This window comes from Mycobacterium sp. NPDC050551 (genome assembly GCF_040674075.1).
Classification (GTDB): domain Bacteria; phylum Actinomycetota; class Actinomycetes; order Mycobacteriales; family Mycobacteriaceae; genus Mycobacterium.
Genome location: NZ_JBFARC010000003.1, coordinates 277,100 through 302,936, shown reverse-complemented (window position 1 = coordinate 302,936; position 25,837 = coordinate 277,100). Strand labels below are relative to the sequence as shown.

At 67.9% G+C, this 25,837-nt stretch carries 29 protein-coding genes; 17 read left to right on the top strand and 12 right to left on the bottom strand.

Going from position 1 to position 25,837, the window contains the following annotated elements; genetic code table 11:
* Positions 1 to 411, bottom strand: a complete 411-nt coding sequence (locus tag AB0K11_RS13945) for a MarR family transcriptional regulator (RefSeq protein ID WP_364977359.1) — start codon at positions 409 to 411, stop codon at positions 1 to 3.
* Between the two features lie 183 nt (positions 412 to 594).
* Here AB0K11_RS13945 and AB0K11_RS13940 point away from each other — a divergent pair, with 183 nt between their 5' ends.
* The gene (locus tag AB0K11_RS13940; protein WP_364977357.1) at positions 595 to 1,530 is read left to right on the top strand and encodes a lysophospholipid acyltransferase family protein; all 936 of its coding nucleotides are present in this window, start codon (positions 595 to 597) and stop codon (positions 1,528 to 1,530) included.
* Between the two features lie 24 nt (positions 1,531 to 1,554).
* Here the strand turns inward: AB0K11_RS13940 and AB0K11_RS13935 are convergent, their stop codons facing one another.
* The 7 genes from AB0K11_RS13935 to AB0K11_RS13905 form a co-directional block, all read right to left on the bottom strand.
* Positions 1,555 to 2,241 carry an alpha/beta hydrolase gene (locus AB0K11_RS13935; protein ID WP_364977355.1) on the bottom strand — a complete coding sequence of 229 codons (687 nt, stop codon included), beginning with the start codon at positions 2,239 to 2,241 and terminating at the stop codon, positions 1,555 to 1,557.
* 28 nt (positions 2,242 to 2,269) lie between these two features.
* The gene (locus AB0K11_RS13930) at positions 2,270 to 2,716 is read right to left on the bottom strand and encodes a cupin domain-containing protein (protein ID WP_364977353.1); all 447 of its coding nucleotides are present in this window, start codon (positions 2,714 to 2,716) and stop codon (positions 2,270 to 2,272) included.
* Complete coding sequence (locus AB0K11_RS13925) at positions 2,713 to 3,648, bottom strand: NADP-dependent oxidoreductase (protein WP_364977351.1); 936 nt, start codon at positions 3,646 to 3,648, stop codon at positions 2,713 to 2,715. The genes AB0K11_RS13930 and AB0K11_RS13925 overlap by 4 nt, the downstream gene beginning before the upstream one ends.
* Positions 3,649 to 3,662: 14 nt before the next feature.
* Positions 3,663 to 4,301 (bottom strand): HD domain-containing protein, encoded by a 639-nt coding sequence (locus AB0K11_RS13920; RefSeq protein WP_364977349.1) that lies wholly within the window; start codon positions 4,299 to 4,301, stop codon positions 3,663 to 3,665.
* Between the two features lie 117 nt (positions 4,302 to 4,418).
* Positions 4,419 to 5,336, bottom strand: coding sequence for an SDR family NAD(P)-dependent oxidoreductase (locus tag AB0K11_RS13915; RefSeq protein WP_364977347.1), 918 nt, complete (start codon positions 5,334 to 5,336; stop codon positions 4,419 to 4,421).
* A gap of 40 nt (positions 5,337 to 5,376) precedes the next feature.
* Positions 5,377 to 6,264 carry an alpha/beta hydrolase gene (locus tag AB0K11_RS13910; RefSeq protein WP_364977345.1) on the bottom strand — a complete coding sequence of 296 codons (888 nt, stop codon included), beginning with the start codon at positions 6,262 to 6,264 and terminating at the stop codon, positions 5,377 to 5,379.
* A 146-nt stretch (positions 6,265 to 6,410) separates the two neighbouring features.
* Entirely contained in the window at positions 6,411 to 6,935 is a 525-nt protein-coding gene (locus tag AB0K11_RS13905) for a hemerythrin domain-containing protein (protein ID WP_364977343.1), read from the bottom strand.
* Positions 6,936 to 7,094: 159 nt separating this feature from the next.
* On the opposite strand from AB0K11_RS13905, the gene AB0K11_RS13900 reads away from it, so the two are divergent.
* A complete protein-coding gene (locus AB0K11_RS13900; protein WP_364977341.1) occupies positions 7,095 to 9,974 on the top strand; it encodes an AAA family ATPase in 2,880 nt (959 codons plus the stop codon).
* Here AB0K11_RS13900 and AB0K11_RS13895 read toward each other — a convergent pair.
* A complete protein-coding gene (locus AB0K11_RS13895) occupies positions 9,911 to 10,381 on the bottom strand; it encodes a nuclear transport factor 2 family protein (protein WP_364978439.1) in 471 nt (156 codons plus the stop codon). The genes AB0K11_RS13900 and AB0K11_RS13895 overlap by 64 nt on opposite strands.
* A 224-nt stretch (positions 10,382 to 10,605) precedes the next feature.
* Here AB0K11_RS13895 and AB0K11_RS13890 point away from each other — a divergent pair, with 224 nt between their 5' ends.
* From AB0K11_RS13890 to AB0K11_RS13880, 3 genes are all read left to right on the top strand, one after another.
* Positions 10,606 to 11,136, top strand: coding sequence for a hypothetical protein (locus tag AB0K11_RS13890; RefSeq protein ID WP_364977339.1), 531 nt, complete (start codon positions 10,606 to 10,608; stop codon positions 11,134 to 11,136).
* On the top strand, positions 11,136 to 11,375 hold the full coding sequence (locus AB0K11_RS13885; RefSeq protein ID WP_364977337.1) for a hypothetical protein: 240 nt from the start codon (positions 11,136 to 11,138) through the stop codon (positions 11,373 to 11,375). Before AB0K11_RS13890 ends, AB0K11_RS13885 begins: the two co-directional genes overlap by 1 nt.
* 258 nt (positions 11,376 to 11,633) lie before the next feature.
* Positions 11,634 to 12,083 (top strand): TetR family transcriptional regulator C-terminal domain-containing protein, encoded by a 450-nt coding sequence (locus tag AB0K11_RS13880; RefSeq protein WP_364977336.1) that lies wholly within the window; start codon positions 11,634 to 11,636, stop codon positions 12,081 to 12,083.
* On the opposite strand, the gene AB0K11_RS13875 is transcribed toward AB0K11_RS13880, so the two are convergent.
* Entirely contained in the window at positions 12,031 to 13,005 is a 975-nt protein-coding gene (locus AB0K11_RS13875; RefSeq protein ID WP_364977334.1) for an oxygenase MpaB family protein, read from the bottom strand. The two genes, AB0K11_RS13880 and AB0K11_RS13875, sit on opposite strands and share 53 nt — an antisense overlap.
* A gap of 178 nt (positions 13,006 to 13,183) precedes the next feature.
* Between AB0K11_RS13875 and AB0K11_RS13870 the strand changes: the two genes are divergently transcribed.
* The 10 genes from AB0K11_RS13870 to AB0K11_RS13825 all read left to right on the top strand — a co-directional run bounded on the left by AB0K11_RS13870 (position 13,184) and on the right by AB0K11_RS13825 (position 20,392).
* Complete coding sequence (locus AB0K11_RS13870) at positions 13,184 to 13,936, top strand: glycoside hydrolase family 16 protein (protein WP_364977332.1); 753 nt, start codon at positions 13,184 to 13,186, stop codon at positions 13,934 to 13,936.
* 92 nt (positions 13,937 to 14,028) lie between these two features.
* On the top strand, positions 14,029 to 14,640 hold the full coding sequence (locus tag AB0K11_RS13865; RefSeq protein WP_364977330.1) for a maleylpyruvate isomerase family mycothiol-dependent enzyme: 612 nt from the start codon (positions 14,029 to 14,031) through the stop codon (positions 14,638 to 14,640).
* A gap of 52 nt (positions 14,641 to 14,692) precedes the next feature.
* Entirely contained in the window at positions 14,693 to 15,511 is an 819-nt protein-coding gene (locus tag AB0K11_RS13860; RefSeq protein ID WP_364977328.1) for an SDR family NAD(P)-dependent oxidoreductase, read from the top strand.
* A 40-nt stretch (positions 15,512 to 15,551) separates the two neighbouring features.
* Positions 15,552 to 16,508, top strand: coding sequence for a hypothetical protein (locus tag AB0K11_RS13855; protein ID WP_364977326.1), 957 nt, complete (start codon positions 15,552 to 15,554; stop codon positions 16,506 to 16,508).
* 30 nt (positions 16,509 to 16,538) lie between these two features.
* Positions 16,539 to 17,039, top strand: a complete 501-nt coding sequence (locus AB0K11_RS13850) for an SRPBCC family protein (protein ID WP_364977324.1) — start codon at positions 16,539 to 16,541, stop codon at positions 17,037 to 17,039.
* Positions 17,036 to 18,052 (top strand): LLM class flavin-dependent oxidoreductase, encoded by a 1,017-nt coding sequence (locus tag AB0K11_RS13845; RefSeq protein WP_364977322.1) that lies wholly within the window; start codon positions 17,036 to 17,038, stop codon positions 18,050 to 18,052. The genes AB0K11_RS13850 and AB0K11_RS13845 overlap by 4 nt, the downstream gene beginning before the upstream one ends.
* A 234-nt stretch (positions 18,053 to 18,286) precedes the next feature.
* Entirely contained in the window at positions 18,287 to 18,559 is a 273-nt protein-coding gene (locus tag AB0K11_RS13840) for a WGxxGxxG family protein (RefSeq protein ID WP_364977320.1), read from the top strand.
* 153 nt (positions 18,560 to 18,712) lie between these two features.
* Positions 18,713 to 19,564, top strand: a complete 852-nt coding sequence (locus tag AB0K11_RS13835) for an SDR family oxidoreductase (RefSeq protein WP_364977318.1) — start codon at positions 18,713 to 18,715, stop codon at positions 19,562 to 19,564.
* Between the two features lie 120 nt (positions 19,565 to 19,684).
* The gene (locus tag AB0K11_RS13830; RefSeq protein ID WP_364977316.1) at positions 19,685 to 19,942 is read left to right on the top strand and encodes a hypothetical protein; all 258 of its coding nucleotides are present in this window, start codon (positions 19,685 to 19,687) and stop codon (positions 19,940 to 19,942) included.
* Positions 19,943 to 20,104: 162 nt separating this feature from the next.
* Positions 20,105 to 20,392 carry a hypothetical protein gene (locus AB0K11_RS13825; protein ID WP_364977314.1) on the top strand — a complete coding sequence of 96 codons (288 nt, stop codon included), beginning with the start codon at positions 20,105 to 20,107 and terminating at the stop codon, positions 20,390 to 20,392.
* Between the two features lie 45 nt (positions 20,393 to 20,437).
* On the opposite strand, the gene AB0K11_RS13820 is transcribed toward AB0K11_RS13825, so the two are convergent.
* A complete protein-coding gene (locus AB0K11_RS13820) occupies positions 20,438 to 21,880 on the bottom strand; it encodes a trypsin-like peptidase domain-containing protein (protein ID WP_364977312.1) in 1,443 nt (480 codons plus the stop codon).
* Between the two features lie 137 nt (positions 21,881 to 22,017).
* Here AB0K11_RS13820 and AB0K11_RS13815 point away from each other — a divergent pair, with 137 nt between their 5' ends.
* Entirely contained in the window at positions 22,018 to 22,893 is an 876-nt protein-coding gene (locus tag AB0K11_RS13815; RefSeq protein WP_364978436.1) for a LysR family transcriptional regulator ArgP, read from the top strand.
* Here AB0K11_RS13815 and AB0K11_RS13810 read toward each other — a convergent pair.
* Positions 22,890 to 24,230 carry a hypothetical protein gene (locus AB0K11_RS13810; protein WP_364977310.1) on the bottom strand — a complete coding sequence of 447 codons (1,341 nt, stop codon included), beginning with the start codon at positions 24,228 to 24,230 and terminating at the stop codon, positions 22,890 to 22,892. The two genes, AB0K11_RS13815 and AB0K11_RS13810, sit on opposite strands and share 4 nt — an antisense overlap.
* A gap of 69 nt (positions 24,231 to 24,299) precedes the next feature.
* Here AB0K11_RS13810 and AB0K11_RS13805 point away from each other — a divergent pair, with 69 nt between their 5' ends.
* Positions 24,300 to 25,832, top strand: a complete 1,533-nt coding sequence (locus AB0K11_RS13805; protein ID WP_364977308.1) for a phospholipase D-like domain-containing protein — start codon at positions 24,300 to 24,302, stop codon at positions 25,830 to 25,832.
* Positions 25,833 to 25,837 lie beyond the last annotated feature (5 nt).

Sequence of the window (25,837 nt, the reverse complement as noted above, 5' to 3'; positions counted from 1 at the left end):
CTAGTCGGCAGCGGGGTGTGCGAGTCCTTCAAGCGTGCGCCGGAGGTCGTCGATGCCCGTGTCGGTGAGCTGGCACGCTGTCTTGATCTGGTCGGTGATGCCCCGAACCTGGGATTCGAGCGCGCGGCCTCGGGCTGTCAGGTCGACGAACACTCTTCGCTCGTCGGCCATGTCCCGTGTCCGCGTCACCATCCCGATGGCTTCCAGCCGCTTCACCAACGGCGTGATCGTGCCCGTGTCCATGTCGAGGCGGGCGCCGAGAGTGCCGACTGGCAGCGGTGCGCCATCCAGCAGCGCCAGTACCGCGAGGTACTGCGGAAACGTCAAGCCCAGCGGTTCGAGGTACGGCTTGTGCAGGCGAACCATCCGGTTGGCGGCCCCGTACAACGCAAACGAAAGCTGCTGACCCAAGTGATCACGTGATGCCTGCGACACAGTCCGACCATTTCCTAGCAGACCATCTGCTATCGCACCAGAGTCTAGCACGCTAGATATATCCGCGCGGACGTCGACGCCCGCACGGCGCACCGATGCACAGCCGTCTCACAGGCTGCGGTGTGTGACGACGACCACAGCGGCGGGTACACGGTTGGCATGATCGAATCCGATTCCCGCCCCGCCGCCGTTCGTGAGCAAGCGCAGCAGCATGCTGAGCAGGCACGGCGCAAGATGGCCGAGCGGCGCAGCGGCGAGGACGGCGGGATCAGCGGCTGGCTCAGCGAACGGGCCGGGCAGTGGGATCTGGGCGGTCAAGACGAGGCGACCATGCAGCGCCAGAAGTACCTGTGGAACTTTCTGGTGGATCACTGGTTCCGGATGGAGTTCGACGGCTGGGAGAACCTGCCCGAGCCGCCGGTGCTGCTGGTCGGAATCCATTCGGGCGCCCCGTTCGTCTGGGATGCCTGGACGGTCGGCGTGCAGTGGTGGCGCCGGTTCGGTCAGGAACGCCCGCTGCACGGCACCGCCCATGACGCGTTGATGGCGATACCGGTGATCGGCCGGTACTTCCGCGCGATGGGGGTGCTGCCGGCCGCGCCCGACTCGATGGCCACAGCGCTCGCCGAGGGTCGCGACGTGGCGGTGTGGCCGGGCGGTGAGGTGGATTCGCTGCGGCCGTGGACCGAGCGCGACGTCGCGAACCTGGCGGGCCGCGCGGGTTTCGTTCGGATGGCTATCCGGGCGGGAGTGCCGATCGTGCCGATCGCGACGGTCGGCGGCGCCGACGCGATGCCGGTGCTGATCCGCGGTGACGGTCTGTCTCGGGCGCTGCGTCTGGACAAGTTGCTGCGACTCAAAGTCTTTCCGGTGGCGGTGTCGCTGCCATGGGGTATCGCGCCTGCGGCACTGCCTCAGCTGCCGCTGCCGGCGAAGATTCGTACCCGGTTGATGCCCGCCGTCGAGGTCGATCACGACCCGGCGCGCGCCGAGGATGACGACTACGTCGAGCAGAAGTACCGCGAGGTGGAGGACAGCATTCAGCGCGGCATGTCGGCGCTGGCGCGCAAGCGGGCGCTGCCACTGTTCGGCTGAAGGTCGAACAAGCGAGTGGTCGGATCAGAAGACGCAGGCCTGACGGATCATCGCTGCCGTCTGCGCCGGCTGTGACATGTAGACGGCGTGGCTGGCGGCGACTTCGACGCTGTCGGCACCGGCCCGCAGCGCCATGGCACGCTGCGCTGACGGCGCGATCATCTGGTCGCGAGTGGCGATCAGGAACGAGCTGCGCCTGCTTCTCCAGGCCGGGCTGGTGACCGGTTGTTCCATGGCTGCCAACGCGAATGGCACCTGTGCGTCGGCCAGGAAGGCGGCGTCAGCGGCAGGCAGGTCAGCGCCGAAAGACCTGTGGAAACCTGATCGGTCCTGAAACAGGAAGCCGCCCGAAGCTGACACCAGCGGTGAACCGGGCGCGTCGGGGTCGCCGTTGAGTGTCCTCACCGACTCGCCCTCGTCTGGTGCAAAGGCCGCGATGTAGGCCAGGGCGGCAACCTTCGGGTGAGTTCCCGCCGCGGTGATGACCGCTCCGCCGTAGGAATGCCCCACCAGCAGAACCGGTCCGCTCTGCGCGTCGATGATCTGTCGCGTCGCGGCAGCGTCACCGTCCAGTGACAGAGTGGGATTCTGGACCACGGCGACGTGGAACCCGTCCTGTGTGAGGAGCTCGTACACCGGCCGCCAGGTGGATCCGTCGACGAAAGCGCCGTGCACGAGAACGATGTTCGTCAGTGCCGAGCCGGTGACCATCGCTACCTCCTGTGTGATCCTCGCCCGCTCAACCGTGCGGATCGTCGACCTTGAGTGGCTGCCCGGTATCGGCGATGAAGACGACGAGGAGTTTCGCCGGGTCCGTCGGGCTCGTGTTCTCGGTGGCCAGGTGGTGGGCGCCGGGCTGCTCGGACCAGTTCTGTCCCGCGTGGTACACCTGCGCGGGCGCGCCCTCGAGCCGGCTGCGCACCGTCCCCTCGAGCACATAGGCGTAGACGAAAGCGTCGCCGTGTCGGTGCGGCACCGCGCGGGCGTCCGGCGGGAAGGTCACGATCGCCGAAGTGAAGGTCTTGCCCGCGACACCGGGGAGCGGCTGTTCGAACAGTGGAGCCAGGGTCTCCGACGGATACCTCGGAGTTGCGGCGGCCTGCGGCTCCGCCGACGACCCGCAGCCGGCGACCACGGCAGCGACCGCGGCTGCCAGCACGCCCTGGCCAAAATGACCTGCCCTCATGGACGTTCCTCTCTGTCGGTCGCCATCTGGATGATCGTCCGACCGTGCGTGCGCCGACGGTGGGCGAACGCGTCGGCCGTCTTCTCGAGGGGATACACGGCGCCCACCAGGAGCTCGAGCCGCCCCGTTCGCAAGCGCTGGGCCAGATCCGCCAGCTGCGCACGATCGGGTTCGACCACGAAGAACACGGCGCGTCCTTCCCTGGGCTGCACCGTCGGCGGCGCCGCGACGGTCACCAGCGTGCCGCCGGGACGGATCAGTGCCGCCGACTTCTCGAGGACATCGCCGCCGATGACGTCGAACACCACGTCGACGTGGCCGATGCCTTCCAGGGCCTCGTTGCCCAGGTCCAGGAACGCGTGTGCACCGAGGCCGAGCACCACATCGCGGTCGTTCGTCCGTCCGGTGCCGATCACCTGAGCACCCACCTCGCGCGCGAGCTGAACGGCGACGGACCCCACGGCACCGGCGGCACCGTGCACCACAACAGTCTGGCCTGCGGTGAGGCCGGCATGGACGAAAAGCCCTTGGTATGCCGTCAGACCCGAGATCGGCAGAGCAGCGGCCACGGTGTGGTCGATGTCGGCGGCGAGGGGAGCGAGATTGCGAGCCTCAACGGCCGTGTATTCCGCCAGCGTGCCGTTCCGTGCCCAGTCGGTGAGGCCGAAGACCCGTTGGCCGACGCTAAGGCCGGTGGTGCCGTACCCCAACTCGGCGACGACTCCGGACAGTTCGTGCCCGGGCACGCTGGGCGTGCGGTCACGGCCCGCCCGGTCGGTCCAGGTGCTGGGCCACTCGAGCTCTCCGGGCGTGAAGCCGGCGGCGTGTACGCGCACGACGACGTCGTTCTCCGCCGCATGCGGATAGGGCAGGTCGGTCAGGGTGAGCCCGCCGACTCCGGCGTCCCGGTCTCGTGTCGTGATGGCTTGCATGTCGCCTCTTCCCGTCAGCTCGGCCACGGCGAGCCGAGGATGCGCTCGACACTGCTCGTGCGCTGGAAACCTGGAATGAAGTGCTCCAGCACGTCGGAATTCACCGTTCCGTTGGTCGTCTCCGGTCGATGCTTCAGCCCGTCGAAATAGGCACTCAGGAACTCGTTCTTGAAGTCGCCCCGGGGATGAACGGCGATGATCTCGGCTACCTGGTCTGTGTTCAGCCCGTCGAGGCCGACGCCGCTCACGTCGGTCAGCACACCGAGGTGGGTGGCGGCGACCTCTGGCCCCATCCGTCCCGGGATGCCCGGTGTCGTGTGCAGCGCGATGGCCGTCCACACGGTTTCGGCGGCCGCAGTGGAGAATCCGCGTTCGAGCATGAACGTGCGCCCGTGGTCGGCCCCATCGACCTCGAAACGCTGTTCCGCATCGGAGAAAGGCGTCATGAGACCGGTGTCGTGGAACACGGCCGCCAGGTAGAGGAGTTCGGGATCCGGTGTCATGCCCAGCCGGAGAGCGTGGAGCCGGCCGAAGTAGTACACCCGGAGGGAGTGGTGATAGATGAGCGGACTGGTCGTCGCCTCGACGTAACGAGTCGCCTCGGCGACCGCTGCGGTCTCGGGCACCTCGACACCAGCGATGTTGCCTGACATGACCTCTTCCCTTCGCCGTCTCTGCTTGATTCCATGCTGGTCTCACCGTGCGCTGCGCGCCGGTGCTTTCCTGCCAGGAATCCCTCAATTGCGGACGCCGAAGAGTTGCCGTCGATGTCAGAGCTGCGTGAGCGCGGTTGCCTCCCGCCACAGACGTGCCGCGTTGTCGCCGTCGAGCGCGTAGATGGCGACCCCGCCTGCACGGCCGAGATCCTCGGCGCGTTCGGCGACCACCTCGGCTTCGTTGTTGTTCTCGAAGTACCGTCCGCCGATCCCGTCGACGAGCGGCGACGCCGCCAACAACACCGATGTCGACGCGCCCTGCTCGACGGTCTTGCGGAACTCCTCGGGAGTGCGCAACCCGCCGGTGTGCTTCTGCAGGCCCGTGGCGATCGCGCCCGGATTCAGTGCATTGGCGATGATTCCGTCACTCGCCCACCGCGCCGTCACCTCGACCGCCAGCAGTACGGTGGCCGTCTTCGACTGTCCGTACGCGGTCATCGGATCGTAGGGTCGGAAACGGTAGTGCAGGTCGTCGAACACCACGGGTGAGAACAGATGCCCGGTGGAGCTCACGGACACCACACGCGCGCCGCCGGCCGAGGCGAGGGGACGCCGCAACGCCACGACGAGCGCGAAGTGGCCGAGGAAGTTGCTTGCGAACTGCATCTCACAGCCCAGCGCACTGCGCTGCAGCTCGGGCAGGGCCATCACGCCGGCGTTGTTCACCAGAATGTGCAGCGGACCGTTCCATCCCTGCGCGAATGACGTGACCGACGCGAGATCGGACAGGTCGAGCGGCGCCGCCTCGATGGCGTCGTTGCCTGTGGCACTTCGTATCTCTTCTGCGATCTTCCGGCCCGCGTCGAGTCGGCGAACACCCAGCACGACCTCGGCGCCGGCCGCGGCCAACGCCCGCGCAGTCTCCACGCCCAGGCCGCTGGTCGCGCCCGTGACGACGGCCCGCTTGCCGCTGAGGTCGACGCCCCGTATCACCTCATCGGTGGTCGATTCGAAGCCGAACGGCGTCGTCACCGGCTGCAACTCGTCACGTCCTTCGATGCCGGCTGCTGTCTCAATTCGCCGGCCCGGTGGCCAATGCTCGCGGCATGAAGTCGCGGATGTACCCGCTGATCTCCTCGCCGTGGGTTTCCAGCGCGAAATGGCCGGCGTCGAGAAGGTGGAATTCGCCATTGGGGAAGTCGCGGCGGAACGCCTCCGCGCCGGCGGCTCCGAAGATCTCGTCGTTCTTGCCCCAGGTGACCAGCAGCGGGGGCTGGTGGGTGCGGAAGTACTCCTGGAACGCGGGATAGCCGTCGAGGTTGAACTGGTAGTCCCAGAACAGCTGCAACTGGATGGCGTCGTTGTCCTTGCGGTCCAGCCCGAGCTGGTCGAGCTGCCAGGTCTCGGGCGCGATCCGATCGAGACGGTCGACGGGTACGCCGTGGGTGTATTGCCAGTAGGTGGTTTCGGGAGTGAACTTCTCACGCACGCCGTCTTCGTTGGCGGCGCGGTCTTTGGCATGAGCGAACAGGATGTCCCAGAACGGGGTGAAGCCCTCCATGTAGGCGTTGCCGCTCTGGGTGATCAGGGCGGTGATCCGTTCGGGTCGCCGGCTGGCGATCCGCAGGCCGATCGGGGCGCCGTAGTCGTGGATGTAGAGCGCGAACCGGTCAAGGCCGAGATGAGTGATCAAGCCTTCGGTGATCTCGGTGAGGCGGTCGAAGCTGTACGTGAACTGGGTCGTTGTCGGCATCGCCGAGCGGCCGAATCCGATGTGATCGGGCGCCACCAGATGGTACTCATCGGCCAGGGAGTTGATCAGGTTGCGGAACATGTGCGAGCTGGACGGAAAGCCGTGCAGCAGAACCAATGTCGGGTTGGCCGGATCGCCGGCCTCGCGGTAGAACACCTCCAGTCCATCGATGGTCGCCGTGTTGTAGCGGGTGGCAAAAGCAGTCAAGGACGTCACCTGTTCGGAAGCAGTGGGCATGGTGTGCGTCGGCGCTGCCGACCCACTGGAGCCGACCACGGAAGCAGGCCGGCGCGAATCCAGGATGAACCCCAGTGATGCGGAGCGTCGCCCGAGACGGCACGACGTTCGGGCTGTCAGGAATGCCGTTCGATGTACTCGTCGGCATCCTTGTTGCGCTCGTCGATGCCTTTGACGGCTTCGTGCTCGGCATAGAATCGCATCCACTCCATGCCGAGTTGGTGCCGCAGTTCCAGGGAGGCGCTCTTGATGAAGTCGGGCATGGCCTCGCGTTCCTCTTCGTCGAGGTGCTCACCGTTCTCGGTGCGCGCCTTGAACACCGCCGCGAACCATTCCTCGCTGCCCGGCCGGTGATTGCGTGACGAACGCACCGCATCGCGGATCGCGTTGTGGTCGGTGATGGCGTCCTCGGTCTCCTCCTGCGGATCGCCCTCGGGATTCCCGGGGTCGTCACGACCACCCTGCTTCAGCAGCGCCGGGTAGAACACCGTCTCCTCCGCTTCGGCGTGGACATCGAGGCGAGCACTGAGGACGCCCCAGATCGCCGCAAGCTCCTCGTCGGACCGTGCGTCGTCGAGGCGGAAGAACTGTCGGCGCAGCCAGTCGTGATCGGCGTACACGAGCTCGATGATGTCTGCCATCTGTCACTCCGATTGCTCTGGCCCGTCCCGCGGCCAACCCGCGATGACGAAGGGGGTACCCGGGGCGGGCCTGTCCGAACACGGAGTCATGCCGAAGTGGCGCCACCGAGATTCGGCTAGCTTGGGTCTGGACAGGGGAGATGGCAGGCGTGAAGCACATTGAGCGATGAGCCGAAAGTCCCCGCCGGCCGGCCCCGCTCCCTCGTCGGCCGTGCCGCGGAGTGCGCGATGCTCGACAAGATCACTACCGACGTCCTGGAGGGCTTCAGCAGCTCCCTGGTGCTCATCGGCGAACCCGGCGTCGGCAAGACCCGGTTGTTGCAATACATGGCGGACTCGGCCACCGACGTGTCGATCCTGTGGATCGTCGGAGCGCAATCGGAGCTGCGGCTGGGCTTCGCCGCCCTGCACCGGCTCGTGCTGCCCTATCTCGATCGTCTGGACCGGCTGACCGGCCCGCACCGCGACGCGCTGGAGGTGACGTTCGGCCTCACCGGCGGCCCGCCGCCGAGCCGTTTCCTGGTGAGCCTGGCCGCCTTGGCGCTGCTGTCCGACGTCGCGGCCGAGCACCCGGTGGTCTGCCTGATCGACGATGCCCAGTGGCTGGATCAGGAATCGCTCAGTGTCCTTGGCTTCATCGCGCGGCGCCTGTACGCCGACCCCGTCGCGATGGTGTTCAGTGCCCGTGAGCATGCCGGAGATCTGACGCCGCTGGACGGATTGCCGACCCTGCGGATCGAGGCACTGGATCCGGAGTCGTCGCACACCATCCTCGACGAGGCGGTGTCCGGACCACTGGATCCACGGGTGTCAGCGCGCGTGATCGACGAAACCGGGGGCAACCCGTTGGCGATGCTCGAGCTGCTCGGGGAACTCACCGCCGAACAGCTGGCAGGGCGGTTCCCGCTACCGCGCCGCCTGCCGGTCGGTCGGCGGGTGGACGTGCACTTTCTGGCGCAGGTCGCCACGCTGTCACCGGAGGCACGCACCCTCCTGCTCGTCGCCGCGGCCTGTGCCGACGAGAAGCCGTCGACAGTGTGGCGAGCAGGCGCGCTGCTGGGGGTGGCCGCAGCGGCAGCCAATCATGCTGTGCAGCAGGGAATCATGTCCCTCGAGCCGCGCATCGCGTTCCGTCACCCGCTCATCCGGTCGGCGGTGTATGACGGTGCGACACCCGAGGAGCGTCAGCGCGTGCACAACGCGCTGGCCACGGTGGCTGATCGTGACGGTGATGACGACCAGGCGGCATGGCACAGGGCGGCCGCCGTGACGACGCCCGATGAGGCGATCGCCGCTGACCTGCAGGCCTCGGCGGAGCGCGCCCAGCGCCGGGGTGGCTACATCATGCAGGCCGCATTCTTGACGCGCGCTGCTGAGCTGTCACCCGACGCCCGAGGTGGCGCGCTGCGGTATCTGGCTGCCGCGCAGGCCTACTTGGCGGCCGGCGACGGTCGGCTCGCCGAGGCCCTGATGAATCTGGCGATGCCGGGGCTCGGCGGCGCAGGCATGGACGTCGCGGTGCAACGGCTGTCTGCAGCGATCTCGGTGTTCTTCTCCCGTCACAAGGACGCGCCCGCCGTGTTGTTGGATGCGGCGACGAGGGTCGATCCGGCTGACGTGTCACAGATCCGGCAGATCCTGTTCGACGCCATGCAAGCCGCGATCGTCGCCCGCCAGTACACCGTCGGCACCACGCTGGAAGAGGTGGCCCGCACGGCGCTGAGTGCCACTCGCGACCCGCGACGGCCCCCCAGCGGCAACGACCTACTCCTGGACGGCTTCGCGACCCGAATCGCCAGCGGTTACGCCGACGCGGTCCCGCTGCTGCGCTCTGCGGTGGCGATGATGTTCACCGACGAGACGGCCGCGCACGTCGACATCCCGTCGACGATCCTGGGATGGTTCGCCGCCGACGACGTGTGGGACGAGCTGGGCCGTCGCGCGATGTTCGAACGCGCCCAGGACATGGAGCGCCGAGCTGGGGCCTTGGGAGCGATGCGGATCACCCTGGCCGGACTCTCGACGTCCCAGGTCTGGGCTGGGGAGATGAAGGACGCCGAGAACAGCTATGGCGAGGCCGCCGAGATATCGGCGCTGATCGGTGTGCCGCCCCCCGCGACGACCGGGGTGCTCCTGGAGGTGCGCGCCTGGCAGGGCCGAGAGAGCGAGAGCCGAGCGGTGGCATCCTCGACCGCAGACTGGGGTCGTCAGAAGGGCGCTGCCGTCCTGGAAGTCTTCGCGTTGATGGGCCTGACCATCTTGGAACTCGGTCTGGGCCGCTATCCGGAGGCCCTCGTATGGGCCTTGCAGATATTTCACGACGACCCGCCAGGCTTCGGTAATCGGGTGCTGCCCGAGGTCGTGGAGGCCGGCGTGCGCGGCGGTGACCGGGCCGCCGCTGAGGCAGCGTTGACGCGGCTGGCCGAACGTGCCACCGCCTCGGCCACCCCGTGGGCTCTGGGTGTCTTGGCGAGGTCGCGGGCGCTGATGGCCGCCGACACCGACGCCGAGATGTTCTACCTGGAGGCGATCGGTCAACTGGCCGGCACCGCGGTGCGTACCGAACTCGCGCGGGCGCACCTGCTCTACGGGGAGTGGCTGCGCCGCAGGAAGCGTCGCCGCGACGCGGAGGCACAGCTGCGAACGGCGTACGACATGTTCACCGCGATGGGTGCCGCCGCGTTCGCCGGCCGCACGGGTGCGGAGCGGCGCGCCGCAGGCGGAGCCGCGGCAGACGCGCCGCGAGCGCACGACCCGTTCGGTCTCACACCGCAGGAGGCCCAGGTGGCGCGCCAGGCAAGTGTCGGCGCGACCAACGCCGAGATCGCGAGCCGACTGTTCGTGACGACGTCCACCGTCGAGTACCACCTCAGCAAGGTTTTTCGGAAACTGGGCGTGACGTCCCGCCGCCAACTCGCGTCCGCCCTCTCCGAGGACGGGCGTCCCGGCGAATCTGAACAGACGCTCAGGTGCGGTCAGAGATCCAGATCGCTGAGGCCGGGGTGGTCCTCGGGTCGAGGGCCGAGAAGCGCCCAATGAAACTTGCGGTCCTCGTCAGCAATGGGCAGATCGTTGATGCTGGCGTGACGGGCCCGCATCAGGCCGTCGGGGTCGAACTCCCAGTTCTCGTTGCCGTACGCGCGGAACCATTGACCGGTCACATCGTGGTACTCGTAGGCGAATCTGACTGCGATCCGGTCGCCGTCGTACGCCCAGAGTTCCTTGATCAACCGGTATTCGAGTTCCGTGGCCCATTTCGAGGTCAAGAATTCGACGATCTCCTCACGGCCCTGGAGAAAGGTCGAACGGTTGCGCCACCGGCTCTCTGTCGAGTAGGCCTCGGCGACCAGCTGGGGATTCCTTGTATTCCAACCGTTTTCAGCAGCACGCACCTTCTGGGTGGCGCTTTCGCGGTCGAACGGTGGGAGCGGGGGACGCGTCGTCATGTCGAGCGGCTCCGTCCGCTTGCCGGAAGTCTCATCGGTCCAGGGTTCCACATCGAAAATGATGCGGCGCCTGAGACCGATCCCGCATTTCTCTAGAAACGCAGAGAATGTCCGGCTAGGCTGACAGCATCGTTGCATCGAGTGTTTCCAGGTCTGTTCGCCGCTACCGGCTTCACGTCGTTGCCCGCGATGCCGTTGAGGTCGTCACTTCTATCGGGGGATGGGTGTTCGACCAGGCGATGGGTGGGTGGGATGTGCGCGCGAGCCTCACCGATCGGGGTGACGTCCGCGCGTTGCGCATTCTTGGTGTGCGAGTGATCGGCATCGGCCCGCCGGCGGTGGCGGACGACGCCCACGAAGACGCCGACGCCGACGCCGACGCGACGATCCTGGCGGTGTCGCGGGCGGTGTACGACACCGATCCTGCCGTGCGCGACATGGCGCGTGCCGCGTCGCGCGAAGGTCGTGCCGAGGTGGTCCTGTGGGGTGGCCGTCTTCCCGGCGAGCCGCAACTCGGCGCCCGCTGTCACACTGCGTGTTCGAGTGCTGCTGCCCGGGTGTACAAATCCCATGCGATCGCCGCGGCGCGCGGCCTGCGCCTCGCCCCGCGCGAGATGCACGGCGACGAACACTTGGAAGTCCTCGGGTGCCCGCCCGTTGAGGCTTCGCGCACCGGCGCCCGCACGAGCCCCACCATCGACGCGGCGATTCGGCCGGTCCTGCTGGATGCGTCGATCGAACGCAGGTCGCGGTGATGAGCGAGTGGAAACCGTTCGACATGGTGCTTCCTGCGCATTTGAGCCCGCGCGAGGCAGCCCGCCGGCTTTACGAGCAGGTTCGTCTCAACGCCACCGAGGCCGGTGATTTCGTCGATGCGATCCGCATGGAAGCCACCGGTGAAGAACGCGACGGCTGGCAGCGATGGCAGGTCGCCTACCGGCCGGGCCCGCCGTCGTCGTTCCCGGCGTTGCCGCGCGTCCTGCCGAGCGTGTAGCCGTTGTCGGCGCGCCGCCGTGCGCGAATCGGTGATCAGGCGCTTACCGGTATCTTCTGATTCATCAGCGAACGTCGAAAGTACAACGCTCCCGAACGGCGGCGGGAGCTGGCCGACGCTGCCATCGACCTCCTGGGCAGCCGCGGCGCCCGCGAGATCAGTCACGGCAAGGTCGACCGGCACGCCGGGGTCCCGCCCGGCACCACCTCGTTCTACTTCCGCACCCGTCGAGCGCTGCTCGGAGGGATCGCCGAGCGGATGACCGAACTCGACATCGCTGACCTGTCGAGAATGGCCGAACTCTCCGGTGACGCCGCAGGGGGGTTCACCGGCACCCGCGGTCTGGCGGCACTGGTGATGGCGTCCTACGCCGAGCCTTATCGCACCCGCACGCGCGCCCGCTACGAGCTGGCCCTGCATTCAAGTCGGGAACCCGAGTTGGCTGCGAGTCTCGCGCGGTTCACCGTGCGGGTCACCGACCTCATTCGCCGGGTCATCCGAGAGTGGCACGGCGACGACGGCGTGCCTGATCCCATCGTCGAGGAGCAGGCAGCCATGTTGATGACCTGTATCAACGGCGTGATGATGAGCTTCGCCCTCAGCACGCCGGTCGTCACCGATGCCGATCACCTCGACGCCTGGATCCAGACGATCCTCACCGGTGACGAACCGGCGGTGGTGCCGCCGCCACGACGTGGGAAGCGCTGAGCGGATCAGCTCTGACCGCGGCGGCGTCGATGTCGTTGTGAGAGTGAGCGTTCACTCGCCGGGTCGCCATCGCCACGTGTGGGGGAGTGTCGAACGCCCAGCGGGTCAGTTGGGCGGATCGATGCAGGTACGGCTGTGCGATCCACCGATTCACGGTGTCGGGCAGGGTCAATCCCGTCATTTCTCGCGCCCACCGCGGCGCCAGGGTCATCCCGGCGCGGAGGTAGAACTGGTGCGCCGCGACGTCCACCGGGCCGGGCAGTGGCGGTAGGAACGGCGCTGCGAGCAAGAAGTCGATGAACGCCCGGGTCTGCTCATTGACGGCCAGCTTCGGACGGACAGCAGCGACGAGTTCGGCCAGCTCGATGGCGGTCTCCGGGACGCGCTCGGCGCCACTCATGCGGCCGATCACGGCCTGCTCGGTCAGATACCGGTCGCGTTCGGCCGGGGTCAGCGGCCGGTTGAACCGCTCGAAGGCGGTCATCACCATCCACGGAATGCACGTGTGTACCCACGCCAGCAGATCCGGGTCCAGGGCGCGGTAGGCGACGCCGTCAGGCCGCGCCCCGGAGACCTGCGCGTGCCGGTTGCGCACTCCGGTGATGAGATTGGTTGCCGCGGTGGTGTTCCCGAAGGTGGTACCCAGGACGTAACCCATGGTGGTGCGGGCACGCCGGAAAGGGTCGCGCTGGTAACTGGAATGGTCTTGCACGCCGGCAATCACGGACGGATGCAGTATCTCCAACACGATCGCCGCCGCGCCGGCCGTGGCCACCGAGCCGATGTCGCCGTTGATCTTCCACGAGATGCTGCCGGGTCCGCCGCACAGACCGGGATCGCCGGCGGGGCCGCCGTAGAGGTCCGGCTGATCGTGGCGGCCACTGACGTCGTACACCGATTGGGTCAACCGTTCGCGCAACACCGCACCGCTCCCTCGCTCAGCCAAATGATACATATGAGGCCTCAGTCATACCACATGTCTCACACCTGGAGAAGTGCGATGTGGCTCAGGCCGGCGCACCACTGGCATCGAGTCATCAACTCGCGTATCACCAAAGGCGGCTGAGCCGCCGCAATGGGCGCGCCGTTACTCTGCCGGGGTGACGTCAGTGACGTTCGACGAAGCCTTCACCCATCTCGACCCGTTGATCTGGACGGCGGCTTACCTGCCGGCGTGGAGTTCACAGGTGGACGCGGCGGCAACCGTGCAGACCGGTCCGGCCGGGCTGGAGCTGTCAATCCCTGTGACACAGCCGCTGTGGTGTCCGGATCTGCATGATGGTCCGCTCCGGGTCTCAGCGATCCAGAGTGCCAATCGGTCCGGTCGGCTCGGGTCCTCCGACGCACCGCAGCCGTTCCGGGAGGACCTGATCGTCCGGGAGGAACAACCCACAGTGCTCGGATTCGTGCCGCACTTCGGCCGCATCGCCGTCACGTGCTCAGCCGAGCTGAGTTCGCGCTCGATGTTCTCGGCGTGGATGGTCGGACTCGAGGACGAGCCCGAGCGATGCGGCGAGATCTGCCTGGTGGAGGTCTTCGGCGACAGAGCGCCCGGCGGGCATGCCGACGTAGGACAGGGCATCCACTGCTTCCGCGATCCGGCCCTGCGCGAGGACTTCTCATCACAGTCATGTGCTCTCGATGTCGGAGAGCTGCACACCTACGGGGTGCACTGGCGACCCGGCGCAGTGGAATTCAGCATCGATGGTGTCACCACCCGCACGACGCAGCAGGCCCCCGACTATCCGATGTTCCTGATCCTCGGAGTGTTCGACTTCCCCGATCGCCCCGGCGATCCCGCCCACGTGCCGCGCCTGCGCGTGACGCGAGTGACGGCGAGCCCACTGACCTGAGGACGACGCGGTGCCGACCCCCATGACAATCCGCCTCGGGCCGATAGTGTGCACACGTGCGCCTGAGCCGAGGTGAACGTGACCAGATATTCATGGCGGTCGCCGCCGAGCGCCGGTCCATCGCCGAATTCGTCCGTGGTCTCGATGCCGAACAGTTGGCCACGGCGAGCCTGTGCGCGGGTTGGGACGTTAAAACCGTTGCCGCGCATCTTGTCAGCGACTTCGAGGACGGCTTCCGGGGGTTCTTGATCAGTGGCGTTCGCCATGGCGGCCTCGACCGCGGGATCGATGCGCTGGCCCGTCGTCGAGCACGCGGCTCGGCCGTCGACATCGCGCAGGCCCTCGAACGAGGGGCCGACTACCGGCTGAGCCCGCCCGTGGCCGGGCCGTTGTCGGGTTTGGCCGACGTGTTGGTGCACGGCGGTGACATGCGCATCCCCTTGGGTATCGAACACCGACCAGATCCTCTGCTGGTGGCCCGCGTCATCGACTTCCTGACGGGACCAACGCAGATCGGCTTCTTCCCCCGGCGTCGCCTCCGCGGTATCGCCCTTCTTGACGCGGACACCGGCCGGGCCTGGGGCGACGGCGCAGCGGTGCGTGGGCCCGGCGTCGCGGTCATGCTGGCGATCTGCGGGCGGACTGCGGCATTCGACATGCTGACCGGGTCAGGTGTCTCCGTTCTGCGGTCACGTCTCACATGACCGGCGGCCGCCGTGGTGACGTGGAGAGCAACAGCCAAAGGAGAGCGCGGACATGAGCGACGAATGGCGAGCGAAATATGGGCCGTGGGCGCTGGTTGCGGGCGCATCCGACGGAGTCGGTGCGGCCTTCGCCGAGGCGGCCGCCCAGCGGGGGGTGAACGTCGTTCTCCTGGCGCGTCGTGCGGAGGTGCTCGACGAGGTCGCCGACGGCATCCGTCGGCGCACCGGCGTCGCCACCCGGGTGCTGGTCACCGACCTGTCCGCGCCTGACGCGGTGCCGTCCATCGTGGATGCCACGTCCGACCTCGACATCGGATTGATGGTCTACTGCGCGGGGGCAGACGCCGACTTCGCGCCCTTCCTCGAGAACTCCGTCGCGGCGGCCGAGAGCATGCTGCGGCGGAACTGTCTGGTTCCCATGCAACTGGCGCATCATCTCGGCCGGTCGATGGTGCGACGTGGGCACGGCGGCATCGTCGTCCTCAGTTCGGGCGCGGGTTTCGTCGGCGCCCCGAACATGGTCACCTACGGCGCGACCAAGGCCTTCGACATGATCTTCGCCGAGGCGCTGTGGTGCGAGTTGAGACCGCAGGGTGTCGACGTCCTGGGTGTCATCCTGGGCGAGACCGACACGCCCTCACTGCGTCGTCTGCGCGCCGCTCGGGGCCTCGCCGAACCGGATGCCCCGGTGCCTGGCGCCACGACGGTCGACGAAGTCGTCGACGCGGCGTTCACGAATCTCGGCAAGGGTCCGACGTGCATGGCAGGCAGGCAGATGCGGTGGGGCGCTCGCCTCATCAACCCGATTCCTCGTGGTCTTCTCGTTCGACTGATGGTCCGAATGAGTCGCCGCACGATGGGATCCGCGTGATGAAGCGCCTGCTGCTGAGGCGGGGTCGGCGGTCCGCCCGATGACGATTCCGGCTCGAGTCGAAGTGCCTTTCACGCATCTGCTCGCGCTCAATCCGGGCGGCCAGTCACTCGTCAGAGTCGATGTGTCAGACGGCTCGGTGACCGAATTGGTCGGCGGGCTGTCCGCATTCCCCGACGGAATCGTGGTCGACCGGCGTCGTCAGCTCGTCTACTGGACGAACATGGGCGCGCCGACGCTGCCTGCCGGTCGCGCTCCATTGCAGGAGAGCGATCTCGACTTCTATGCCCGCAACGGCTCGATCGAGAGGGCCGCTCTGGACGGTTCCGGGCGGACGTGGCTTCTGCGGGAAGGAAGCTTCGTGACCGGCAAGCAGCTGGCCGCGGCATGGTCCAGAGGCCGTCTCTACTGGGCGGATCGGGAGGGCGCAGCAGTGCGGAGCGCTGCTCTCGACGGCACCGGCATGCGCGATGAAGTGCGTACTGCGGGAACGGATACCGAACGTCGCGTCGCACGAAATCAGTGTGTGGGGATCGCGGTCGACGAACAGCGCGGGCACCTCTACTGGACGCAGAAGGGGCCGTCCGACGGCGGCGACGGCCGGATTCTGCGCACACGCCTGGACATTCCCCCCCAAGCGAGGGCCGACGGTCGCGAGGTCGAGGTGCTCTGGGCCGGGCTACCCGAACCGATCGATCTCGAGATCGACTCCGGCGCAGGACTTCTCTACTGGACCGACCGCGGCGCGCCGCCGTCGGGGAACACCCTCAACCGAGCTGAACTCCCCGACGAAGGCCAGGTCGGTGGCGCCGTGGACATCGTGTCCTCGGGGTTCCGTGAGGCAATCGGGTTGGCGGTGGATTTCGGCGCCGGCATCGCCTACGTCAGCGACCTCTACGGGGACATTCGCGCCGTTCCCTTGGGCAAGGGCAGTGAGCGCGTGGTGACGCAAGTCGCGGGTGGCCTCACAGGGCTGGCCGGCGTCCATGCCGCGTAGGATCGTATGACCCTCGCAGACGAAGGATGCATGGTGCGATACCGCGATCAGCCCACCGTCGAAGTCACACAGATCGTGTCCTGCGACACCGGGACCGCTTGGCAGTACGTCACCGACATCGAACTGCCCGTGGGCCGTTCGGCTGAACTCAAGCGCGTCGAGTGGCTCGACGGTGCCGACCACGTCGAAGTCGGGGCCCGCTTCCGCGGGTGCAGCCAGCACGATGCCCTCGGCGACTGGCAGACCATCTGCGAAGTCACCGAAGTCGAACCCGGCCGGCGCTGGACCTGGAACGTCCACGGCGCCGAGGGTGTCACCGCTACGTGGGGTTTCGAAGTGGAGCCTTCCAGCCGGGGCGCCCTCGTCCGCCAGTGGGCGAGGATGGGCCCGGGTCCTTCGGGACTCACCTTCGCCATTTCCGCCACGCCGGAAAAGGAAGCCCGGATCGTCGCCCGACGCCTCGAGGAGTGGCAGCAGAACATGCGCGCCAATTTCACGTGGCTCGCCGAGCAATTCGGCCCTGCGTCGTGAAGGTCGGCCTCGTCGTCGAGCCCCGCTTGCCGGGCGCCGCGGACTTCGCCACCGAGGTCGAGCAACTGGGAGTGCACTCGCTGTGGGTGCCCGAAGTGTGGGGCTACGACGCCCTCACCGGCCTCGCCTACCTTGCCGCGCACACTGAACGCATCGGACTCGGCACCTTCGTCGTCCAGCTCGGTTCGCGCAGTCCCGCACTGCTCGCCACGTCCGCGCTGAGCCTGCAAGAACTCTCTCAGGGCCGATTCATGCTCGGTGTCGGAACCTCCGGGCCGCGGGTCATGGAGGGATGGCACGGCGTTCCGTTCCGCAAGCCCGTCCAAACCACCCGGGAGACAATCGAAATCCTCCGGATCGTCAGCCGCGGTGATCGGCTGGAGCACTCCGGTGAGATCTACCCCCTGCCGTTGCCCAACAGCAGCGGCGCTGCACTGCGGCCACTCGTGTCACCGCGCCACGTCCCCGTCTACATCGCCGCCATGGGCCCGCGGAACCTTCGACTGACCGGCGAGGTCGCCGACGGCTGGCTGGGAAACGCCTTCATTCCCGAGGCCGCAGAAGTCTTCCTCGGCCCGCTGCGGGAGGGTGCCGGCGCCGCAGGCCGCATCCTCGGCGACCTCGATCTGGTGGCGCCGGTCGCCCTCGAATTCCACAGCGACACAACGGCGGCCGACGCCGCGGCGCGCCGTCACGCCGACGGCTACGCGTTCACCATCGGCGCCATGGGGGATCGCGGCCGCAACTTCTACAACGACGCGTTCAACCGCCTCGGTTATGAACGCGAGGTCGCGCGCGTCATCGAACTCTGGCAGGAAGGGCGGCGGGACGAGGCCCGCGCCGCAGTCCCCCTCGACCTGGGCCGCCTCACCAACCTTCTCGGAACACCGGAGGCCGTCGCCGAGCGCATCGCCGCGTACCGCGACGCGTCCATCACCACCCTGTTGGTCAAACTCGACGGCGATCACGACCACCAATTGGCCACCTTGAAACGTCTGATGCCGATCGTGTGAGCCATGTCACCGTCGGATGCGGCGGTGAGCGGATTAGCTGTGCTAGATATTTGACGCGAACGGACATTATTCGAGGCCTCTGAGCTGGGTGTTCAGGTGCTCGAGGCGCGAATTCAAAAATCGGAGGTTTCGCTGCCCGGCCCTGGGGAATCTATGGGTCTGCGAGCCGGGGGGCGAGCACACGCTCGGGGTCATACGGCTCCAACCAACACCCACATTTGGAGGAGCACGCACATGCGCAGGACGATCGTCATCGGCACCACCACCCTCACCCTTCTGTTCGGCGGGGCCGGTGTCGCCCAGGCAACCGAACTGACCTCGCCGGCGCCGGCGAACACCACCACGGTGGCGCAGCAGGCCGAGGAAGAGGACGGCGACAACACCGGCCTGTGGGGCCTGGCCGGACTGCTCGGCCTGATCGGGCTCGCGGGCCTCAAGCGGCGCAAGGACGCCGACTTCCCGACCACGCGGGGAACCGCGGCCGGCCCCGGGACTCCGCGCACCTAGCGAGCAGGTGGCCACCCCCGCCGGTACAGCACCGGCGGGGGCGCCGTCGCGATCGCGCTGAATGCGTTGCGGCACAACCATACCCAGATTCGGATGCGCCGTGGGCCGACCTGGTGACCGGCACCTTGGACCGGCACCGTTACCGTCCCTGATATGGAATCAGTCTCGATCATCACGGGCGGCGCCGGCGGCATGGGCCTGGCCACGGCCAAGATCGTGGGACGGCAGCACCGCATCGTCCTCTGCGACGTCCGCGACGACCGTCTCGACGCCGCGACCGCAACGCTCGACGATCTCGATATCACCGTGACCGCGGTGCACTGCGACGTCACCGATGCGGACGCGGTTGCGGCACTACTGCAGACCGCGACCGATCTCGGTCCGATCGCCTCGGTGGTCCACACCGCAGGCGTGAGCCCCAGCATGGGCGACGCCGACTACGTGATCACGACGAATGCGATCGGCACGGTCAACGTCAACGAAGCCTTCTTCAGCGTCGCCGGCGAGGGCGCCGCCATCGTCAACGTGGCTTCGATGGCCGCACACATGTTGCCCGACACCCTGATTCCCACCGGACACTTCCCGCTCGCCGTCGCCGACCGGGATGCCTTCCTGGCCGAGATGGCAACGGCGTGCAGCATCGCGCCCGAGGAGTCACGCTCCGGACTGGCCTATGCGCTGAGCAAGAGCTTCGTCAAGTGGTACAGCATCGCGCAGGCCGAACGGTTCAACGGCCGCGGGCTGCGCATCGTCTCGGTGTCCCCGGGATCGGTCGACACCGAGATGGGCAGGCTCGAGGAGAAAGCCGGCGCCGGCGCCATGGTTGCCGACGCCGCCGTTCCGCGCTGGGGCACCGCGCAGGAGATGGCTGAACTGCTGGCCTTCTGTGTGAGCGACAAAGCGGGATACCTCACCGGCACCGACATCCTCAACGACGGCGGCGTGATCGCCTCCATCACCGAGCGGGCCAGGCGGAACGCCGAAACCGGATCAGCATCGCCGTAGTCGTCATCGACTTTGCGTTCAGATCGCAGAATGCGCGGTGGCGGCGCTCTGAGAACAAAGTCAACGCCGAAACCGGCCGAAACCGGCCGCCGGTAGCATCGTCGCGGCGAGGGGGTGGGCATGGCAGACGCGGACCGACCGGGAGTCCTGAAACAGATCCACGAGTACTTCATGGCGCTGTCCACCGCCGGACGGCTCATCCTTCTCATCTCTCTCGTCGCGGTGATCGGCCTGCTGGGCTTCGGGCTGGTGCAGTGCTCGAACGAGATGGCCTTCAACGACTGTGTCGACAGCAGGAGAGCCGAATACGGCATCGAGGGTGGTGGGGGCGTGATCGCCACACTCATCGAAGAGGATTGCCGCAAGATCACCAGCTGATCGCCGACGGCACTGTTAACGCTCCCGGGTAGCGGGGCGATAAACAGTGTGGGGGGTCGCGACAGGGTCCGTACCACTCGAGTTTGCGGTGGTGGGCCGCGTTCCTGCACAACGCGTGCGTTGTCTTCACGACACGGCTTCGCGCGAAGGAAAGGAAGAACAATGCGGAATTTCAAGAAAATCGCGGTCACCTCGATCGCTGCGGGCGCCATGGGCGCCGCCGCGCTGGGACTCGGCGCAGGCCTGGCTCAGGCCGAACACGACGACTACTGGGTGCCGGTGCCCGGTATCCCGCACGTTGACTTCCAGGCGCCGCCGGGACAGATCGGCCACGTGACGGGTATCCCGCCGGGTCAGTTCAAGAAGCTGCCCGGCCCCTTCAACGGGGTTCCGCCGGGTCACTGGGACGATGTCCGTCTGCCCCATTTCCCGGGACACATCGGCCGCTAGCACGGTTGAAGATGGCCGCCTCGCTCACCAGCGGGGCGGCCATCGTCAGTTCGTCGAGGGTTCGCCCGCGTCCGGCGCGATCGTCAACGTCACCGGTTTGCCGTCGCGTAGCACCTCGAGCGGGGCGTCCTTCCCGACCTCGAGCTGCCGCACGGCGACGATGAAGGAGTTCAGGTCGGAGATCTCGCGATCACCGAGCTTGACGGCGATGTCGTTCTGCTTCACCCCGGCCCGCTCCGCGGGACTGCCGGCCTTGACCTTCTGGATCTGTGCGCCGCCCTCGGCCTCGTCGCCGACAGACTTCGCTTCGACCCCGATGGTGGGGTGAGCGATGAACCCGTCCCGCATCAGCGCCGAGGCGACGCGGGCGACCTCGTTGACCGGGATGGCGAAGCCCAGACCGCTGGAACTGCCGGACGCCGACTTCGCGGCGGAGTTGATGCCGATCACCTCGGCGTTCATGTTGATCAGCGGTCCGCCCGAGTTGCCCTGGTTGATCGACGCGTCGGTCTGCACGGCGGCGATCACGGTGGACTCGTCGCCGGATTCGTCCCGCGGCACCGCCACCGCACGATCCAGCGCGCTGATGATCCCCTGGGTGTCGGTGCTGCGCAGGCCGAGTGGCGCGCCGGCGGCGATGACCTCCTGGCCCACCCGTAGGGCGTCGGAATTGCCGAGCCGGGCGACGGTGAGCTTGTCGACGTTGTCCACCTTGAGCACCGCCAGATCGGTGTCGGGGTCGTGACCGACGAGGTTCGCCGGCACCGTCTTGCCGTCGTTGAAGATCACCGTCAGCTTGTATTCCTTCGGCTTACGGGCGGCGTCGGCGATGACGTGGGCGTTGGTGACGATGTAGCCGCGGCCGTCGACGACCACACCCGAGCCCTGATGGCCCTGTGACTCGCCCATCGCCTCGATGGTCACCACGGAATCCGCGACCGCGGCGGCCACCCGCGCGAAGCGGCCCTCGGGCGCCTCGTCGGGATCGGCCTGGGACAGCTCGACCTTCGGGGTGGTGAAGGCCTCGATGATCGACGTCGTCTTGCTGCCGATCCAGCCGCCGAGGAGTCCGAAGCCGATCGCCAGGACGGCGACGAGGACGAGCGCGAAGCGCGACACCTGACCGCTGAACAACAGGTCCCGCACACCCAACTTGGGTCCGCGGACTTCGGACGGAGCCGGTGCGGGCGGCGGTGCGACGGCGGGAGTGGCCTCGTCGTAGGCAGGCTGAGTCGGCACCGTCTCGGACGCGTCGTCGGACCGCCCGTCATCGACGTCGGTGCGGCCGAACGCCGCTGCGAGCACCGGCTCGGGCGACTGATTCGTCGGGGCGTCGGCGCCGTCGGCGGGCGACCGGTCGGGTCCGGCGAATGCGCCCTGGACCCCCTGGGGCCGACCGAACACCCGGCGGGTGGCCGGATCGGGTTCCGAAGGCGAGCCGGAACGCGACGTCGGGCCATTCGCGGCGGACTGGTCCTCATCGGTCACGCGGGCATCACCTTCTTCCTGACACGGCGCAGCCCAGCCTACCGACGTCCCGCTCTCGCCTCGGACATGCAGGTGAGCGCCGCCTCCACGACGGCGATGCGATGAAGCAAATCTGCAGTCGAACTGTGAAGATTAGAATTGCTGAGGTGAACGTCGACGGTCAGCAGCTCGCCGCCTTCGCCGCGGTGGTGGAACTCGGCAGTTTCGACGCCGCGGCCGGACGTCTGCACGTGACCCCGTCCGCGGTGAGCCAACGCATCAAGGCCCTCGAACAGCGCGTCGGCCAGGTACTCGTCATCCGGGAGAAGCCGTGCCGGCCCACGCCGTCGGCGGCTCCGCTGCTCCGCCTGGCCGCACAGTCGGCGATGCTGGAGGCCGAGGCGCTCGCGGAGATGAGCGGTGGCTCCGCCGCCCCGCGGGTCGCGCTGGCCGTCAACGCGGACTCCATGTCGACGTGGTTCTCCGCCGTGCTCGGCGCGCTGCCCGACGTGCTGCTCGACATCGTCATCGAGGACCAGGATCACTCCGCCCGGCTGTTGCGTGAGGGCGCGGCGATGGGCGCGGTGACCACGGAGCGCACGCCGGTGGCGGGATGCCGCGCCGTGTCACTCGGCGTGATGCGCTACATCCCGGTCGCGGCGCCGGGGTACGTGCAGCGCCGGCTACCGGCGGGATTCACCGCCGACGCGGCCGCGACGGCCCCGTCGCTGGCGTGGAACCGCGACGATGCACTGCAGGACATGCTGGTGCGCAAGACATTTCGGCGCAACATCAGTCGCCCTGTGCACTACGTGCCCACCGCGGACGGATTCGGTGCGGCGGTGCAGGCCGCCCTCGGCTGGGGGATGTATCCGGAGCAGTTGGCGGCGCCCAGACTCGAGGACGGCGCATTCGTCCGCATCACCGACGTGCATCTGGACGTGCCGCTGTTCTGGCAGTGCTGGAAACTCGACAGCCCGCTGGTCGACGCTGTGACCGCCGCGGTCCGGTCAGCGGCGGGGAGCCTGCGCTAGCGGGGGCTCAGCCACGCGGACAGCTTGTCGTACACCCGCGGATGGTTGAGCAGGTCGAAGTGGTGCAGGCCCGTCAGCACCAGGCCGTGGTGTTCTTCGAACGGAATCCGTCGGGTTCGGCCACGCCCCGAGGCGCTCGACGGGCGCACCAGGTGGTCGCCGAGCACCGCGCCGAAGGCGGCGGGGGCGATCGACGTCGCCACGAAGTGATACCTCGCGTGCGGTAGGAACGGCACCTCGTTGCAGCGGTCGCGCAGGAACTCGTCGGGGTCCGCGTCGGACCAGTCGGTGTCGGTGAGGGCGCCGAATCGCAGGTCCTTGATGCCGTCGCTGCGCAGGTTGAGGAACTCGGCGACGGCCCGGGTCTCACGGAGCTTCGCCAACAGCCAGGACGCGGCGTTGACGCCCTTCTCCAGGTCCGCGCCCAGGTGCGGCGAACCCAGGCAGACCACCTGTCGCACCGCCCGCGTCCACTCGTGGTCCGCCTGGTCTCCGTAGTGGCAGGCGCTGCGCACCACCAGACCACCCATGGAGTGGCCGACCAGGCTGATGTCCCGCACGGGCACCGGCCACACCTCGACGAGCCGGGTGAGCAGCTCGTCGAGCTCGTGGCCGTTGGTCGAGATGTGCAACCCGGTGTTGTACCGGATGTCGACCGGAGTGAAGCCGAGGTTCTCGCGCAACCGGTCACCGTAGGAGCGGGGGTCGGCGTCCTCCACGGGACGCGGCGGACGCCGCCACGACGCCTCCGTCTGGCACAGCCCGTGCACGAAGATGACGATGCGGTCGGTCGGTCGGGCGAATGCCGCAGCCACCCCGTCGGGGGTCAGCTCGACAGGCCGGCCGTCGACGCGAATCGACAGAGGTGCGGCGAACTGGTTGCCGCGCTCGGCGAGCTCGTCGCCGTAGATCCCGTTTAGAGCGGCGATCGCTTCGGCCACCCCCGCGCGTTCGTCGAGGGGACGGTCGTCGTCGAAGGCCACGCCGGCCGCGGCGAACGAGCCGATCGCCGGGGGTAGTCGGTGCCCCGCCGCGTCGATGGTGTTGTAGACGGCGCCCGCGATGACGTCGTGGACAGCCTCGACGGGTCGGGCCACCGGGCCGATCGTGCTGAACACCCGCCCGGCGATTCCGGTGTGGACGCCCCTCACCACGCTGTTGAGCACCGTCAATCCTTCGGTGACGACGCCGCCGAGTGCCTCCATGTCTGCGGTACGCATGTCCTGGTTGTACCCGTCCTGTCCCGCGATGTGCAGGTGAAGCGCCGGGATGTGACGCGACGCCGACGTGCGGTCCCCGTGCGCCTCGCGGCACAATCGGACCGCAGTTGTGACCATCGGCATATCCGCTGCGTATTCGCTTCCACCCGACCCGGGTGTCCAACACACTGACAGAGGAGGGTGACGATGTCAGAGGTGGCGGAGGACGCGGCGGGGCCCGATGAGGTCCTCGATTCCGGCGATGTGGCGATACTGAGGCCGGGGGACACGTGTTGGCGCACCGGGCATGCGGACCGGTTCGCCCGCGTCGTCGACGGCGCGGACTACCTGCGCCACGTCAAGGCGGCCATGCTGGGTGCGCAACACCGGATCATGGTGATCGGCTGGGATCTCGACTACCGGACCTTCTTCGAGCGGGAGCCGACGCTGCCGGGACCCAACAAGCTGGGCCCGTTCCTGCACTGGCTGGTCTGGCGGCGGCCGGAGCTCGAGGTGTACCTGCTTCGGTCCAACCTGCGGCTGCTGCCGGCGTTCGACGCGTTCTGGTACGGCATCACGCCGGTGTCGCTGCTCAACAGGGTGACGTCGCGGCGGATGCACTTCGCGGTGGACGGCGCTCACCCGACCGGCGCGGTGCACCACCAGAAGATCGTGGTGGTCGACGACGCCGTCGCGTTCTGCGGCGGCATCGACCTGACACTCGGGCGGTGGGACACCCGCGCCCACGCCCAGGACGACCCCGTGCGTTCCATGGCCGGCGACAGCTACGGACCGCGCCACGAGGTCGCGGCCGCGGTGGACGACGATGCCGCGGGCGTCCTGGCCGAGCAGGCCCGGCAGCGGTGGGAGGCCGCGACCGGGACGACGCTCGAACCGGTCACGTCCGACCGGTCGATCTGGCCGGCCCTGCTGCGACCGATGCTGCGCGACGTCGAGGTGGCCGTCGCCCGCACTCAGCCGGCCCTGCCCGAGCGCGACGAGATCCGGGAGGTGGAAGCGCTCAACCTGGCCGCGATCGCCGCAGCCCGCGACGTCATCTATCTGGAGAACCAGTACCTGGCCGCCCGCAGTCTCACCGAGGCGCTGGCGGCCCGCCTGTCCGAACCCGACGGCCCCGAAGTGGTCATCATCCTGCCGCGCAGCGCGGAGAGCCGGCTCGAACAGGAATCGATGGACAGCGCCAGGGAACGGATGCTTCGCGTGCTCTGGGCCGCCGACGATCACGACCGCCTCGGTGTCTACTGGCCGATGGCCCCCGGCGGGGTGTCCACGTACGTGCACTCCAAGGTGATGGTGATCGACGACCGGCTGCTGCGCATCGGGTCGTCGAACCTCAACAACCGCTCACTGGGCTTCGACAGCGAATGCGACGTGGCGATCGAGGCGATCCCCGGCGACCCGGCGGGCGATCGCATCCGCCGCGAGATCCTCTACACCCGAGACGATCTGGTGGCCGAACACCTCGGCTACTCCGTCGAGGCGTTCCGCGCCGAGCTGGCCAGGTGCGGTTCGTTCCGCGCCGCGGTCGACGCGTCGCGCACCAGCGGTCGGTCACTGCGCAGCTTCAGTCGCCTCATGGTGTCCGCGGATGTGGGCCCGTTCGCCGAGAACGATCTGATGGATCCGGACCACGTGCCGCCGTCGCTCACCGAGAGTGCGCGCACGCTGCTGGGCCAGGTGGCGTTGTGGCCGTTGCGGAAGGTGCTGCGGCGCGATTGACGGCC